The following is a 15,301-nucleotide window of genomic DNA, read 5'->3' as shown; positions in this document are numbered from 1 at the left end:
GCACCATCCCTGCCGCTTGCTGCGTATGAGAAGTAAGCACAATCCAAGTATAAAATGGAGACCTCGAAAGGGAGATGTTGAAATGGGATTTTTGGACGGATTATTGGGTAACGCTTCAGCGATCAGTGAGAAGGATGTACAAGAGGAATTGCAGCCGATTTTATTTCCCGGCGAGACGGTGGATAAGGCGTATAAGCTCATTCGAGACATGTTCGTGTTCACGGACAAACGATTGATTCTAATTGACAAGCAAGGCGTTACAGGGAAGAAGGTGGAGTACATGTCCCTTCCTTACAAGAGTATTGCACGCTTCAGCATTGAGACAGCAGGGACATTCGATCTGGATGCAGAGCTCAAAATTTGGATCTCCAGCGCTGTAGAACCAACGGTATCGAAGCAGTTCAAGAAAGACTCCAATGTCTATGATGTACAGCGCATCCTGGCTGAGAAAGTATTAAAATAACGAATGAACAAACAGTAATCCATCGCCTTATGGCGGTGGATTTGTTCTTTTTTCTGGGAAAAAATACAAATGCCTATTGCAATGAGTGTATTAAGTGATATAATACACTTCATACGATATAGAAACGAATGTTGAAACGCCGTGCTTTCGTCTTATGAATGTGTGGGTGAAGGAGGAAGTGACTTGAGTGTAGTTGAAGCAGGCGGCATACAGTTTGATCTGGATTTAAGCAAACCGTTGTATGAACAGGTGTTGCAGCAGATAAGAGGTTCAATCGCAAGAGGAGGAATTGCGTTGGGAGAGAAGATACCGTCAGTACGGGAATTGGCACAGACGTTGAAGATCAATCCGAATACGGTGATGCGTGCGTATCAGGAGCTTGAACGGGATGGATTAACGGAGACACGGCGCGGGCAAGGAACGTTCATTACCTCGAATAATGAAGTTGTTCAGGATATCCGTAACAACTTGGCGCTGGAAGCGACGAAGGAATTTCTCGAGAAGATGCACAGCATAGGTTTTACGCGGATCGATATACAAAGATTTCTGAATGAAGGGGACGAGTGACGAATGAAGACGGAAATGGCCATCACTGCGGAACATGTGACGAAGCGCTATGGTAACCACTGGGCGCTGAATGAATTCTCCATCGAATTGCCAGCTAATCGTGTCATCGGTGTGCTGGGCGCGAACGGCGCTGGGAAATCGACCTTCTTCCGAATGATCACGGGGATGACGCAGCCCGATCATGGGAAGGTCGAGGTGTTCGGGGCGAAGCCGGGCTTTGAGACGAATCGTCTCATCTCGTATTTGCCGGATCGTGCGCGCTGGTATAACTACCATAACGTGCAGCATGCGCTGGATTGGGCAGAATCGCTGCTGCCGGGATTTGATCGCAACCGGGCAGAGGAAATGCTCGAGTTCATGAAGCTGAAGAAAGACATGGATGTCCACGGGATGTCTCGCGGACAGGAAGCAAGGCTGATGCTCACATTATGCCTTTGCCGTGATGTACCTTTGTTGATCTTAGATGAACCTTTTTCGGGGATCGATTTAATCTCTCGTGAACGCATTATCGGCGCGCTGATCGATAATATGAGCGATAGTCAGCAGACGGTACTGATTAGCACGCACGAGATCCAAGAAGCGGAGAGCCTATTCGATTATGCGCTGTTCATGAACGATGGGCAGGCGCTGCTGCATGGCGATGTCGAGACGCTGCGCGCAGAGCGGGGTTCGATGGAGTCCATATACCGAAGTCTATACGAGTAAGGGGAGAGAATGATAAATGGATCGCAATGCGTTTAGCTATTTAATAAAACATGAGTTGATGCGGCGTAAGCCGACGCGGGTGTGCCGCAAATGGGTTTCGATCTATGCTGCGATTGTATCGATCGCGATCATCTGCGCTTACGCTTTCCTACATGTACAGATCGCGTTCAAGCCGGAAGCGCTGTTGTTTATCATTTATGTATTTCCGTATTTTGCGTTTATGCAGGCCTATATGATGGTTGGCAAGGAGTTTAAAGAAGGAACGCACGGGTGGTGGTTAACGCTTCCCTATTCAAGAGGTGTGCTTCTCCGTTCCAAATATGTCGCAGCGCTGATACGAATCATACAGTACGGGCTTCTTGCCTTTGCCGCGACGTGGGTCATCACCATTCTGATCCAGATGGTTCAGGGGAACCTATCGGTAGACTCACTTTTCCGATTCACCATCATGGAGTCCAAAACCTATCTAGCTATGTTTGTGCTCGTTCCATTTATGATTGGCTTTGGCCTATTCGGTTCGATTCTTCGCGTAACGCAGTGGAGACCGCTATTACCGCTCGTCTGGGTGATTTATGGGTTGTCAGCGAACGCCTTGTCATGGATTCCAGCGGTTGTATTGAACGATGATGGTAATTCTTTCTTTACGTTTATGCAGATGCCGATCACGCAGGCGGAAGGGCTGCTGTTCGTAGCTTTCCTGGCGCTGTCCTTTCTATTCGGGGGAGTTTTCTTATGGGCTGCCGTGAAGCTCATGAATCGGCAATTAATTCAATAAGAGATCAACGCAGCTAAATATAAGGGAGGTTAATGATCATGGATATGGCGATCGAAGTGAAAGGCTTGCAGAAGGGGTACGCGGGGAAGCTTGCCGTGCAAGATCTTCAGTTTCAAGTACGTAAGGGGACGTGTTTTGGGCTGCTCGGACCCAATGGGGCTGGGAAATCGACGACGATGAAGATTCTCTCCTGTATCACAACGGCAGACCACGGCAGCGTAAATATACTCGGTTATGACACGGCAACACAGTCGCAAGAGGTTCGCAAAATCATCGGTTATGTCCCGCAAAATATTACGTTGTACGAGAAGCTGAGCGCCTATGATAATCTTCTTTTTTTCGGTGAGATGTACGGGGTGACGGGTAAGGCATTGAAACAACGCATTCAAGAAGTGCTGGAGCAAGTGGGGCTTGCAGATCGGGCGAATGATGCCGTAAGCACCTTCTCTGGCGGGATGATGCGGCGAATTAATATCGCAGCCGCGCTGCTGCATAAGCCGAAGTTCATGATTCTGGATGAGCCGACGGTGGGAATCGACCCGCAATCACGGAACCATATCTTCGATTTGATTCAGTCGCTCAAAGCCGAAGGCATGACGATCATTTACTCCACGCACTATATGGAGGAAGTCGAGGCATTATGTGAAGATGTCGCGATTATCGACCATGGAAAAGTTGTTGTGGCGGGCGCACTCAATGAGCTGCTCGCACAGTATGGCGGCAGATCGGTCTATCTGGAGCTTGAGGGGGATGTCCAACCGGATTTAACCCCGCTATCGCAGAAAATAACGAAGCAGGGCCGTGGATTCCGCATTGAAACGGATGCCGTGCTCGACACGATCCGTCGTACTGCAGAGCTCTGCCAGTTGAGAGGTTATCGGACATCGCAGCTTGAGGTGGTAAGGCCGTCGCTCGAGGCCGTGTTCCTGGAGCTAACAGGAACTTCGCTGCGTGACGCTTAGGGATACGAAGGGAGAGGTTAAGGATGATACGGACGATTGCGCGGAAAGAAATTAAATTGTTAATGAAAGAAAAAGGTACATTTTTCTGGTTACTCGGGATGCCCATTCTATTCATCGTGTTGTTCGCAACGGTATTCAGCAACGCAAGCTCTGCCACATTGCATGTTCAATATGTGGACCAAGACCAAAGCCAAGCGTCACAGCAATTTCTCAAGACGATTGAGGATACGAAGGCATTCCAATTGACGCATGATACGACGCTGACGACTGAACAGCAGATTGATAAGATTAAGGAAGGCAAATTATCGGCGATGATCGTGTTCCCGAAAGGCTTCGGGGACAGCTTGAAGTCCGGGAATCAACAAGCACAGATCGTGCTCTATCACGATGGCATGAGCAGCAATATTATCGGCCCGATTGAAGCGGTGCTCCAGAATATTGCAGGCAAATATCAGGAAGAGAAAATTGCGAATGCGCTGACTGCAGCAGGGAAAAGCCAAGCGGAATTGAAGCAAGTGCTTACTCCGCCGATTAAAGTCGATGAGAAGCAAGAGGTAACGAGCGGTTCGATCAGTATGATTACGCAGGTTGTCCCAGGTTATACCGTGATGTTCGCGTTCTTCGTGATCACTTCGATGGTGCGTCGATTTATGAAGGATAAGGAATCGGGCATGATCTCACGTCTGAATAGTACGCCGATGCGCTATATGAGCTATTTAATCGGCATGTGGGTACCGTATATGCTTGTCGTGGTTGTACAATGTACAATTCTACTTGGGTTCGGGTATTTTGTGTACGGTTTGCATCTTGGAGATGCACTAGCTATCGCGATGATCGTCTTCGCGATTGCGATTTGTGGTACGGGGCTTGGACTTGCGATTTCCCTCATCGTAAAAAGTGAGAATCAAGGGATGGCGTTCACGCAGCTCATTACGATGGGTGGTGCGGTGCTCGGGGGCTTGTGGTTCCCAACAGATATGCTGCCTGGATTCTTGCAGAATATAGGTAAAGTCATGCCGCAGTATTGGGCGCAGAAGGCGATGCAGAATGTGATGGTGCATGGTGCGCATATTCAGGATATCTTACCGAATCTCGGAGTGATGCTTCTCGTTGCAGTTGTCGGCTTAGCGCTTGCAACGCTGCGATTCCCTCGATTCATGAAGAGTGCTATAAGCTAATTGATCGTAAGGACAAGAGAAGAGAGGGCGATTGCCATACCTTCTCTTGTTTTTTTGCGTTCGTTAGAGAAGCGCGATGACGAGTAATTCGTACAAGACTAGCGGTAATATAACATTTGAGCTTGGACGCGGATAGGGATATGGCTGTGGGTAGGGATAAGGATAGTAAGCGCGTTGCTCACTCTGGGTTTGTAAGTATAGATGCCCAGCGTCGACATCTACGATCGTACCTTCAAAAGTCCTGCCATCAATGGTCTCAATATGCACGGCGTGGTTCTTGTATTGATGACAGAGAGGGAGCAGCTTCTCACGTACTTTCTGAAGCTGGCCTGCGAAGCTGTCATCTGCCTGATAGAGTCGGTTCTGGTTGCGAGATTGGGTCGTGACGGGTTTCTTCTTGCGCATCGGTTCTAGGTACCTCCTTGGTAATTCGTGTTGCAATAAGATATGCATTTGCCTAGGGAATGTGTTAATCTGAGGAGGTTATTCAGGGAATCCGTGTAAGGGGAGGAGAAAGAGATGTTCGAAAAAGGTCATATCAGTGGAAATCCAGATAAAGATTACCCGGAGGCAATAAGGCAGCTTGCTGCATTGCTAGAAGGGGAGACGAGCGCTATCGCGAATCTATCCAATGCTTCGGCATTGCTGAGTGAATATATGGATCGAATCAATTGGGTGGGGTTCTATCTGTACGAGGAAGCAACGAATCAGTTGGTGCTTGGCCCATTCCAAGGGCTGCCTGCCTGCGTACGCATTCCGCTCGGACGCGGTGTATGCGGGACGGCTGCGGGAGAACGGCGAACGATTGTCGTCGAAGATGTGCATAAGTTCCCGGGTCATATTGCGTGTGATGCGGCTTCGAGATCGGAGATTGTTATTCCTCTATTGATCGATGATCAATTGATTGGCGTGTTAGATATCGACAGCCCGTTGGAGAGCCGATTCAGTGAGGTGGACCGCACTTACTTGGAGCAATTCACAACGGAACTGCTCCGGCATTTGGGCGAATTGAAGCGATAATAGGTAAAGGTAATCATTAGGAGTTCGATTTGGAATTCCAGTGTTGTCCAATAAATTGGTCTCGACCGGAGAGAAGGCGATCTTCTCGGTAATGGTCGGGGCTTTTTTTATAATAATCTTGGTGATATTCTTCTGCGGGGTAGAAGGTCTTCGCAGGCAGAATTTCGGTGACGATCGGCTTGTTGAAACGTCCACTCGCGGCGATGACAGCCTTGGAGGCTTCAGCCTGTTCACGCTGCTCTTCTGAATGGTAGAAAATCGCTGCACGATAGGAAGGGCCGCGATCTTGGAATTGTCCTTCCGCATCGGTCGGGTCAATCTGCGGCCAGAATAGCTCAAGCAGCTGCGCATAGCTGAATAGTGCGCTATCGAACGTTATTTGTACGACTTCATAATGCCCCGTCGTTTGCGATTTGACTTCAGCGTATGTCGGATTCTCCGTATGGCCGCCGGAATAGCCAGAGACGACCTTCAGGATGCCAGGCAATTGGTCGAACGGTTTGACCATGCACCAGAAGCAGCCGCCGGCGAAGGTCGCGAGTTGAATGGAAGATGCATGATGTTGTTCCATGGGGTAACCACCTTTAAATTGAATTATGGGATACAGCGATAGATTAGGATTGAATAGGGTGACTAATATGTTGACGGAACATCAGTGGCGCCAGCATATCTTGCGGCTCACGTCGCTGTACAATCGAGAGCGCCCGTGTAAGCCTTCCTCCTTCAATCGGTAAGGCAACGAGCTCACCGCTGAGTAGTTCCTTCTCTACGGCGAGCTTGGACAATACAGATAGGCCAAGCCCAGAGAGCACGGCTTCTTTGACCCCTTGATTACTGCTTAGGATGAAGGAACGTTTCACTTGCACCCCGCGACGCTCGATGAATCGATCATGATAGGCTCTTGTCCCGGACCCGAGTTCGCGGAATACCCAAGTCTGCTCCTGCAGCAGCTCTGTCGTTATCCGTGGGATACGTGATAAGGGGTGAGACGAAGGTGCAATTACGAGCATCTCGTCCTCCATCCAATGGCTAATCTCAATATCGTTCTGCTGCAATTCACCTTCGACGAGTCCAAGATCCAGCGTATTGGAACGTATTCCTTGGGTGATCCCTTCGGTATTTGCAATCGTGACTTGTACATCGACTTGTGGGTGATGCTGCACGAAGCTTGCGAGCAGCTTCGGAAGGACATATTCACCGATGGTGAAGCTGGCTCCGATTTTGAGTGTGCCGGTGACCGTGCCATGCATCAATTGAATTTGGGATTTGGCTTCCTCATAGAGGGATAGAATGACCTTTGCACGTTGATAGAGCACCTGTCCAGCTTCCGTTAATCGTACATATTTGGGGGAACGGTGCAGGAGCTTCGCCCCGAGCTCTCGTTCTAAATTGCGTATATGAAGACTAACGCCAGGCTGTGACAAGTTTAAAGTCTCTGCTGCGCGCGAGAAATTGCGATGTTCAATGACCGTGACGAAAATATGGAGCGAATCCGTAATCATGGTGCAGGTGGCCCTCCCTTGCATGAATATTCATTCCGGAGTCTGGTTAAACGTTGATCATGGTATTTTTCATCATAAACGTTATCCTGTATCCCCACAAGGTTTGTTACTTTCAGGTATATAATTTTAAAAAAGGGGTAACATGATATCTGTGCCTGATTTCGATAAAGGTTGACCCAGGGTGAAATGCTGGTGATGCAAGCGAATATGGGTAAGGAAATTTCGAAAAAGCCATATATATTCCCAGCAGCGCTATTGCCTGATATCATAGTAATGAACGCGCTTTCGCTGAATTAGGAGAATTTTTGACGCTTTGTCATGGTCTGGAAAAGTTAATGGCATATAAGTGTTTGACTTTCCATAAAATAATATGGTACTATGAACAAGTAAATACGAATTAACAATGAAATGCTCCTGAAGATTTGAGATCTGGATTCACATATTCTAAAGGGTATTATGCGGTATGATTAATATACCTTTTCGAATATGTGAATTTTTATTTACCACCCGTAAATATAGGAGTAGCATGTTAATTATTTTGAGGAGGCTACACACATGCAACAAGGTACAGTTAAATGGTTTAACGCTGAGAAAGGTTTCGGCTTCATCGAAGTTGAAGGCGGCAACGATGTATTCGTACATTTCTCCGCAATCCAAGGCGACGGCTTCAAGACTCTTGAAGAAGGCCAAAAAGTTGAGTTCAACGTTGTTCAAGGCAACCGTGGACCACAAGCTGAGAACGTAACAAAATTGTAAGACTAATTTGTCTACAATAACGTCCCGAGTAATCGGGAGGTTCTCGAGAGCAGCTCACCCCTAGGGGTGAGCTGTTTTTTTTGTTGTTAGAATCTGCATAAGTCTTCGGGTGCCCCAAGCTGTGGGGTTATTTTGCGTGCTTGGAATCATGCATTTGGGGCAACCTTTAGAAGAATGACAACGTCAAACGATATATAACATCAAGCTTTGAGAGAATAGGAGTGGTAGCGTGATCCGAAATTTAACGCTAGCAGCCTCATTGGGGCTCACGCTGGTCGTGATGCTGAGCGGTTGCGGCAATAATAATGCAGAGCGATCTGTTCAATCCAATCAGATGCCAGAGACAACCCGCATCGTCCAGCAGGCTGAAGGGCAGCCGAGAGCCGTTGACTATACGGTGCGTTTTACAGCTAACAAGAAGGTAACCACCGAGCATGATAAATCCGTGGAAGCCGTGAAGAACATGATGAAACGGGCGAAGCAAGGTAAAGTCGCAGGAAGTGAATACGGCGCGCAGACCGGATTATTCGATGACGTGGAGAAGGACTGGGGTAAGCCTGATACGAATGAGTCTGCAGGCAAGGGCATCTACGCCACCTATGCGAAGAAGCATATCGTATTCGGTTACAACAAAGGGATGCAAATCTTCGATGTTCGTTCCGAACGCCCGGAGGTGCAGTCGCTGACGCTATCCGATGTGGAGAAAGCGCTAGGAAAGCCAAAGGAAGTACGTAAGAGCGGCAAGGATACGATCTATGTCTACCCAGCAGGCGAGGATTATGAATTGAAGTTCGTCATACCAACGCCAACGAAGAAGCAGCCAAATCCGCATATTCATCATATCTCGGTGTATTATCCGAGAGGTGCGGTGAATTTGATGCAGGGTTGAAGTGAGATTAGATTGCTAAATACAAAGGGTCTCTCATTCGCGTGAGAGACCCCTGTTGTCATGGTCTTATTTCGTAACGACTTTTCCTTGTTTTACCGTGTTCGCTTCCTCTTTCATCTGCTCGAGCAGTTTTGCCAGGTTGGATTGAATCGCCTCGATATTCTTTTCTTCTACCGCTTTATTCAAATCCTCGAACAATTGATTTTCTTTGGTCCTCTTCGTTACGAATGATGTGGATGCAGTCATTGGTGCATCGGCTACAAATATTACATCTCCTTGCTGTTCAGTTCCTTTATTTTCAGTTCCAACGGAAGCCGGAACGGCTTCTTTGATCATCATTTGTTTTACTTCTTTCGAATCGATTGTATCTGACTTCATGACCGTAACCGTGTGGGATAGGTTATCTACCTTGACGAAGTGCTTTGTTTGCTTGGCGAGCACGTCTTCCCATTCTTGTAGCGTATCTGGTGCATATTGTTTCACAAGACCAAGTAGATCAATGGCGGGTTTGGCCACAGCCGCGGTGCTCTGAACGTTCAAGTTCTTACCTGATTCGATGGGCTTCACATCAGGGCTTGCGGAAGCGGGCAACGCTGCGATGGTGAACAGCATAGCGGATAATAAGGAACTAACGACGAAATTTTTTTTCATGGTACATACACTCCTTTAATGGTGGTTTGTTGTTTACAAGACCTATTGTAGGACGCAAATGTGGCAGGTCATGTCCGAAATGATGTAAAAAGAATGGCAACTCATATCTCCTTAAGCTTGGACTGCTATAATGGCACCATGATAAGAGGAGGTTCGGATGGATGAACAATTATCGCATCGCCGTCGTAGATGATGATCTAAATATAAGACAGTTAGTAGAGTCCTATTTGCAAAAAGAAAATATGGAAACCATCGGGCTTGGGACGGCCGAGGAGGCATGGATCCTCTGGGAGAACAATCCGCCAGATATGTGGGTGCTCGACATTATGCTGCCTGGTATGGATGGATACGAGCTATGCCGCAAAATTCGAGCTGACGCTGAGGTGCCGATTATCATGGTCTCAGCGCGGGATGACGAGGTCGATAAAATTCTAGGCATTGAACTGGGGGGCGACGATTATATGGTGAAGCCCTTCAGTCCAAGAGAGCTTGTCGCTCGCGTGAAGCGTCAGCTGCAGCGCATGCAGAAGCTTCGAATGAAGGAAGAAGAGTCGCAGCTGGATGAGGAGGTTGTCGTGGCGCTTGGTGAGCTCCGTCTCTTGCTGCATGATCGGCGAGCCGTCTGGCGCGGGGTAGAGGTCGACCTTACGAGCAAGGAGTTCGATCTGCTCAAGCTGTTCGTGGAGCGCCCGAATCGTGCTTTTGCCAGAGACGAAATCCTGCAGCTGGTATGGGGAGACGACTATTTCGGCAGCGACCGCGCGGTAGACCATCTCGTAAAGCGTCTGCGCAAGAAGATTGAAGACCTGCCGGTTGAAGCGGTATGGGGCCTCGGTTATCGGCTGAATGGAGGGGAATGTTAGGATGAAGCTGATTCATCAGATTAACTTGGCTTTTGGCATACTGCTCGTGCTCGTGTTCGGCGTCATTGCCTTTATTATTCATAATGTGCTGTTGGATCATTTCATGGGCAAGCAGCAGGAAGAGCTTCAGACCCTCAGCACAACCTTGTCGCGAACTATTATCCAGCAAGATACGCGTGCCACCCCTTCGGCAAGCTTTAAAGTCAGGTATCTGCCAGCAGAGAGTGATATTGAGGCCATTATTCTGGACGGTCAGAGTCGGGTTGTCTCATCGACGCTGTCGCCGCAGACCTCAGCCTTGGAGGTGGGAGTTTCATCGGTTGCGGCTGCTATGCCGATGGATGCGGAGATGCGCAAGATCGTCGAGGGCAAGGACAAGCGGTTCCTTACCAGTACAGCGGTAACGAGAGCAGGCGACCAGCTAACCTTGGTGTCTCCTGTCAGTAAAGTTCGAGAGATCGAGATGAAGCTATTCAGCCAGCTGCTCATCGTGCTGTGTATTGGGTTCATTGTGGTATTTCTCTTGGGCCTGTTCATGACGAAGCGGATCATTCACCCTTTGATGCGATTACGAGAGGAATTGAAGAAGGTGCGCAGCCGGAAGTATGCTGATGTGGAGCTGGTGAAGGCAAGCGGCGAGATTGGTGCGGTGGCGGAGACAGTCTATGATCTAGCGCAGGAATTGGATCATTACCACCGTGTTCAGAAGCAATTCTTCCAGAACGCTTCGCATGAGCTCAAATCTCCCTTGATGTCGATTTCTGGTTATGCTGAGGGGATTCGGGATGGCGTATTCGAAGGCGAGAGTATGCGGCGCGGACTAGAGATCATTATGAGCGAAGGCAATCGGGTGAAGAAGCTTGTCACGGAAATGACGCTGCTAGCGAAGCTCGATAGTGAAGAGGATATCTTTCAATTTGAGGACGTTGCTGTGAAGGACATGCTGCTCGAGACGGAAGAACGTGTAAATCCGATGCTGTTGAAAAATGACTTACAGCTCCACATCCATTACCACATGGATGATCCGGAATCATTGCAAATTCGTGCGGATCAGGACAAGCTATTGCAAGCGCTGCTTAATGTGGTGACAAATTCGATACGTCATGCGAAGGAGCAGATTCACATTCATGTACAGCAAAAAGGGAATCACGTACTCATCTCGGTGCAAGATGATGGGGAAGGGATTCCAGAGCAGCTGCTTCCAACGTTGTTTCACCGTTTTGTGAAAGGGAAGGGCGGCGAGTCCGGTCTAGGTCTTGCCATTGCGAGAGCAATCGTTGAGCGCTGCGGGGGGGAGATTACAGTGAAGAATCGGGATACGGGCGGGGCGATGCTGGATTTTGATTTCCCGATGTGTCGAGCGTGAGGCTCATCATAGAAGAGAGAGACCTGAGGTGAACTCAGGTCTCTTTGGTGTTAGCCTAGCGTCTGTTCTCTGCGGAACTCGCCGGGCGTGATGCCTTCAAGCTTCTTGAACACTTTGCTGAAATATTTCTCGTCTTGATATCCTACCATCTCAGCTACTTGCGCGATGCGAAGGTGTGGGTTGTGGAGCAGCTGTTTGGCTTTGTCGATTCGGAATCGGCTGAGGTAGTCCAGCAAGGTGACGCCGTATTCTTGCTTGAACTTCCGTGCGATATATTCGCGGCTTAAGAAGAACCTGGCTGCAATATCCTGAAGTGAGATTTCCTGTTGATAGTGGCGCTCTAAATATTTGGCAATGTCATGGATGAAGAAGTTGTCCTTGGTATGCTGCTGCGTCATGATTTTGCTCACCGCTTGGAGTCGATCTCGAACCTGCTGCTTCAGTAGATCCAGAGACAAGTAGCCTTCTTCATTAAGCGGTAAGGGAGGGGATAGCTCGGTATCGGCTGTCGTCGTTTTCTCCTCCACGGGCAGGGCGTCGCCTTCCCCTTCGAGCCACTGCATTTGCATCCAGTCCCATTCTTTATCCCACTGGACGAGTTGCTCCGGCGTAATGGAGCTGAGTCCCTGGATGTCATTCAGCCATTGCGTGGTGACGTTCTCCATTTGCTCGCTGGCCCCACTTAAGGCGGCGAGCCGAAGCTGTTCTTGTATCGCCGTTAATCGCAAGGGGCGAGCAGCTCCCTGAATCACATCCTGTTGGTAGGAATGCAGCAGTTTCGGCTCTAACAAGTTGCGCTTCCATAATGCGGAGGATGCTTCATGATAGGCGCGGGGAGCTTCCTCTGGAAACGTATTCGTGTCGCTCATGCCGAAATGAAAGCGACGGCGAAGCGTGCTGTAAATCCCTTCGTTAATCGCGTGCAAGAGAGGGTGGAAGGACCGCTGCTCATCGCCGTAAAGAATGACGATTTCACCGGCACGATTCAATTGGCGGAATGCCACCCCCCGCTGCTGTAGAATCTCATTACAAATATTAATCAGAGAGAATAAGAGCAGTTGCAGTTGGTTCTGGAACTTGGAGCGCAGCTTATGATCCAAATGAGATACATCGAGAACCGCTACCGAACAGCGTGACTTCGGAAGCGGGAGTTGGAATTCTTCGCGAAGCTGGCCTAATATGGCGTCACGACGGCCCTCGCCCGTGATCAGATCGGTCAGGAGCTTATCCGCATAATGCGGCTTCATTTCATTCACTTCCATACGCTGTCTCGTGACGCGATCGCGTGCTTGTTCTTCCTGCTGCCAGCATTTCGCTGCCTGCGCTAAGGCTGCATTTAATGCAGTAGCTTGAACGGGCTTTAGAATATAGTCCATTCCGCCGCTGATCAGAGTATGCCGGACGAGATTGAAGTCATCGTATCCACTGATAACGACGACTTTGATCTGTGGGGCATGGGTGTGCAGCCAGGTTAACAGCTCGGTGCCGTCCTTGTGTGGCATCCGCATGTCCGTCAGTACAATTTGCGGTTTGTGTGCCCCAATCATCGTGATGGCAGCTTCGCCATCGGAGGCTTGCAGCACCTCGGTAATCCCATGCTCTTCCCAATGGGCGAGCAGATTAATCGCATCGCGGACATGCTTCTCGTCATCCACGATAAGTACTTTCATCGTCATCGTTTACTCACTCTCCCAGATGTAATCTAAGGTGACTCGAACGCCGTGCGGCTCTAGGTTCTCAATCTTGAGCGAAGCTTGATCCTCTGAATAGAGCTGTAACCGCATCAATACGTTATGTAACCCAATCGAAGCACCTTCCTCCTCGCGTTGCTCCTCACCTTCTTGATGGTGCGCTGTAAGTGATGCTTGCAGCACGCGAAGCTCTTCTTCAGGAATCGATGTCCCGTTATTCTCAATTTCAATGATCAAACGCTTGGAGTTAGCTTCATCGATGCGGCTGCGAATCGACAATCGACCGGCTCCTAGACGTGGGTCCATGCCATGCTTGAAATAATTCTCTACGAGCGGCTGAAGCGTCATCTTAGGGATGGCGGTGGACAGGCTGTTCGGTGCAAGCTCCCAAGTCGTATCGAATTGCTCATCGAAGCGTTCTTTTTGCAAATCCAGATACATTTTTAAGTGGTTGACTTCATCCTGTAATGTGACCTTGGCTTCATTACTGCGCATTTTATAGCGCATCATCTCGGCTAAGGAAGTCAACAGCGTATAGATGCGCGGTACGTTATGTTGAAGGGCTAGGGTACCGATCGATTGTAGGGCATTGTACAGGAAATGAGGATCAATCTGTGCCTGCAGGGCACGAATCTGATTCGTCTGGTTCGCGAGCTCCAGCTTATATTTGCGTAAGATCAGGTTATTGATTGTATCCATCATCTGCCGGAATCGCCGCGACAGGGTGCCGATTTCGTCCTGACTCTTGACCTCGATGTTAATATCAAGCCTACCGGTCTGAATTTCGTTCATATAGCTTGCAAGCTGCTTAATGGGCCTCGTGATGCGGAACGAGATAACGAGGGTTCCGAGGATGACTGCCAGAAGCGCGAGCGCCGCAATAATAGCGTTGATCTTGATTAATTCTGTGGATCGCTGATATAGCGCTGCATGCGGGATCTGCTTAATCAAGGTCCAGTTGGCAAAAGGAACCTCGAGCCGCTCATAGATCTGCATGGCTTTATCCTTGTCGACATAGCCAGATTGATTCCCACGAGGGACGGCGAGTTTCTCACCCAATCCGAGTGATTTCAACGACTTGCCGATCTCGTCCTTGTTCCCGCTATAGATAATATCTCCTTGGTCACTGACGAGATACAACTGCTCATCGCCTGCTTCATAGAGCTGATTACAGATCGCTGCGATCCCGTCCAGCTTCACATCAATCGCCAGTACAGCGAGCTGTGTGGTGGATGGAATTCGATTGATGGAACGATAGAAGGTGAACACTTGGCGATCGGTTTTCTCCAAGGGCGAGGGTGGAAAGCCATAGTTATGTACGCGGTGCGGGGGCTCTGTGCTCGTCGGTGCCTGCGTGGTCATGTATTTGGCGACCCCTTCATAAGGTGCTTCGCGAACCTCTCTTCTAGGCACGCTGCTCGTGATTAGCGTCGATTGATTGGTGATCCGGGAATGCAGATAGACCTGCTGTATATCCGGCAGGGAGCCTTGCAAATTTTGCATTGTGCTATAAATTTCGGCAATCGCCTGGTAGTCATCCAGACTTTTGGACAAATTACCAATGAAATGCGGGTCCGAATACACGACGATCGACGCACGATTGATATTGTTCAGATAGTTCACGAGATTGGTTTTCCCTTGGAAAATAAGCTTCGCATTCTCGCTGATCGACTGCTCTTTGATCGATTCCCGCGTATGAATCAGCGTAATGATGAGCGAGAGCACGAGCGGAATCGTCGTCACGACCAGCATGAATTGAATCAGGCGGGTGCGGATGCTATGGGATTTTAATTTCAATGAATGCCACCTCGATTTCATTAACGTTGATGTCGGCTTTTCAGCGTCGAGAAGGCTGAATGCAAGATTCGATGTCGAATATGCCTCCCTGATTATTCTTCGCGATGGAAAGCCGA

17 protein-coding genes are annotated in these 15,301 nt (G+C 49.0%); 11 read left to right on the top strand and 6 right to left on the bottom strand.

The window, feature by feature from the left end; translation table 11 throughout:
• Window positions 1–82: 82 nt before the first annotated feature.
• The 6 genes from C558_RS0123490 (at window position 83) to C558_RS0123465 (ending at window position 4,650) form a co-directional block, all read left to right on the top strand.
• On the top strand, window positions 83–463 hold the full coding sequence (locus tag C558_RS0123490) for a PH domain-containing protein (RefSeq protein WP_018758761.1): 381 nt from the start codon (window positions 83–85) through the stop codon (window positions 461–463).
• A 183-nt stretch (window positions 464–646) separates the two neighbouring features.
• A complete protein-coding gene (locus C558_RS0123485) occupies window positions 647–1,030 on the top strand; it encodes a GntR family transcriptional regulator (RefSeq protein WP_018758760.1) in 384 nt (127 codons plus the stop codon).
• A gap of 3 nt (window positions 1,031–1,033) precedes the next feature.
• Complete coding sequence (locus tag C558_RS0123480; protein ID WP_018758759.1) at window positions 1,034–1,735, top strand: ABC transporter ATP-binding protein; 702 nt, start codon at window positions 1,034–1,036, stop codon at window positions 1,733–1,735.
• Between the two features lie 16 nt (window positions 1,736–1,751).
• Window positions 1,752–2,510, top strand: coding sequence for an ABC-2 transporter permease (locus C558_RS0123475; protein WP_018758758.1), 759 nt, complete (start codon window positions 1,752–1,754; stop codon window positions 2,508–2,510).
• A gap of 38 nt (window positions 2,511–2,548) precedes the next feature.
• Window positions 2,549–3,472, top strand: coding sequence for an ABC transporter ATP-binding protein (locus C558_RS0123470; RefSeq protein ID WP_018758757.1), 924 nt, complete (start codon window positions 2,549–2,551; stop codon window positions 3,470–3,472).
• A gap of 23 nt (window positions 3,473–3,495) precedes the next feature.
• Window positions 3,496–4,650 (top strand): ABC transporter permease, encoded by a 1,155-nt coding sequence (locus tag C558_RS0123465; RefSeq protein ID WP_018758756.1) that lies wholly within the window; start codon window positions 3,496–3,498, stop codon window positions 4,648–4,650.
• A 63-nt stretch (window positions 4,651–4,713) separates the two neighbouring features.
• Here C558_RS0123465 and C558_RS0123460 read toward each other — a convergent pair whose 3' ends face one another.
• Entirely contained in the window at window positions 4,714–5,055 is a 342-nt protein-coding gene (locus tag C558_RS0123460; RefSeq protein ID WP_018758755.1) for a hypothetical protein, read from the bottom strand.
• Window positions 5,056–5,169: 114 nt separating this feature from the next.
• Here C558_RS0123460 and C558_RS0123455 point away from each other — a divergent pair, with 114 nt between their 5' ends.
• On the top strand, window positions 5,170–5,670 hold the full coding sequence (locus C558_RS0123455; RefSeq protein WP_018758754.1) for a GAF domain-containing protein: 501 nt from the start codon (window positions 5,170–5,172) through the stop codon (window positions 5,668–5,670).
• Window positions 5,671–5,686: 16 nt separating this feature from the next.
• On the opposite strand, the gene msrA is transcribed toward C558_RS0123455, so the two are convergent.
• A complete protein-coding gene (msrA, locus tag C558_RS0123450; RefSeq protein ID WP_018758753.1) occupies window positions 5,687–6,241 on the bottom strand; it encodes a peptide-methionine (S)-S-oxide reductase MsrA in 555 nt (184 codons plus the stop codon).
• 43 nt (window positions 6,242–6,284) lie between these two features.
• Window positions 6,285–7,172, bottom strand: a complete 888-nt coding sequence (locus tag C558_RS0123445; RefSeq protein ID WP_018758752.1) for a LysR family transcriptional regulator — start codon at window positions 7,170–7,172, stop codon at window positions 6,285–6,287.
• Between the two features lie 555 nt (window positions 7,173–7,727).
• Between C558_RS0123445 and C558_RS0123435 the strand changes: the two genes are divergently transcribed.
• Window positions 7,728–7,928, top strand: a complete 201-nt coding sequence (locus C558_RS0123435; protein WP_018758750.1) for a cold-shock protein — start codon at window positions 7,728–7,730, stop codon at window positions 7,926–7,928.
• 229 nt (window positions 7,929–8,157) lie between these two features.
• Complete coding sequence (locus C558_RS0123430) at window positions 8,158–8,817, top strand: YjgB family protein (RefSeq protein ID WP_018758749.1); 660 nt, start codon at window positions 8,158–8,160, stop codon at window positions 8,815–8,817.
• A gap of 66 nt (window positions 8,818–8,883) precedes the next feature.
• Here the strand turns inward: C558_RS0123430 and C558_RS0123425 are convergent, their stop codons facing one another.
• Window positions 8,884–9,468 carry a hypothetical protein gene (locus C558_RS0123425; RefSeq protein WP_018758748.1) on the bottom strand — a complete coding sequence of 195 codons (585 nt, stop codon included), beginning with the start codon at window positions 9,466–9,468 and terminating at the stop codon, window positions 8,884–8,886.
• A 161-nt stretch (window positions 9,469–9,629) separates the two neighbouring features.
• On the opposite strand from C558_RS0123425, the gene C558_RS0123420 reads away from it, so the two are divergent.
• Both C558_RS0123420 and C558_RS0123415 read left to right on the top strand, forming a co-directional pair.
• Window positions 9,630–10,331 (top strand): response regulator transcription factor, encoded by a 702-nt coding sequence (locus C558_RS0123420; RefSeq protein WP_018758747.1) that lies wholly within the window; start codon window positions 9,630–9,632, stop codon window positions 10,329–10,331.
• A gap of 1 nt (window position 10,332) precedes the next feature.
• Complete coding sequence (locus tag C558_RS0123415; protein WP_018758746.1) at window positions 10,333–11,697, top strand: sensor histidine kinase; 1,365 nt, start codon at window positions 10,333–10,335, stop codon at window positions 11,695–11,697.
• 50 nt (window positions 11,698–11,747) lie between these two features.
• On the opposite strand, the gene C558_RS0123410 is transcribed toward C558_RS0123415, so the two are convergent.
• Together C558_RS0123410 and C558_RS0123405 are read right to left on the bottom strand one after the other, a co-directional pair.
• Window positions 11,748–13,373 (bottom strand): response regulator, encoded by a 1,626-nt coding sequence (locus tag C558_RS0123410; protein ID WP_018758745.1) that lies wholly within the window; start codon window positions 13,371–13,373, stop codon window positions 11,748–11,750.
• A 3-nt stretch (window positions 13,374–13,376) separates the two neighbouring features.
• The gene (locus C558_RS0123405) at window positions 13,377–15,185 is read right to left on the bottom strand and encodes a cache domain-containing sensor histidine kinase (protein ID WP_018758744.1); all 1,809 of its coding nucleotides are present in this window, start codon (window positions 15,183–15,185) and stop codon (window positions 13,377–13,379) included.
• Window positions 15,186–15,301: the final 116 nt, after the last annotated feature.

This window comes from Paenibacillus terrigena DSM 21567 (genome assembly GCF_000374845.1).
Lineage (GTDB): Bacteria > Bacillota > Bacilli > Paenibacillales > Paenibacillaceae > Paenibacillus_K > Paenibacillus_K terrigena.
The sequence above is the reverse complement of the archived record's forward strand: the minus strand, read 5'-3'. Positions and strand labels throughout refer to the sequence as shown.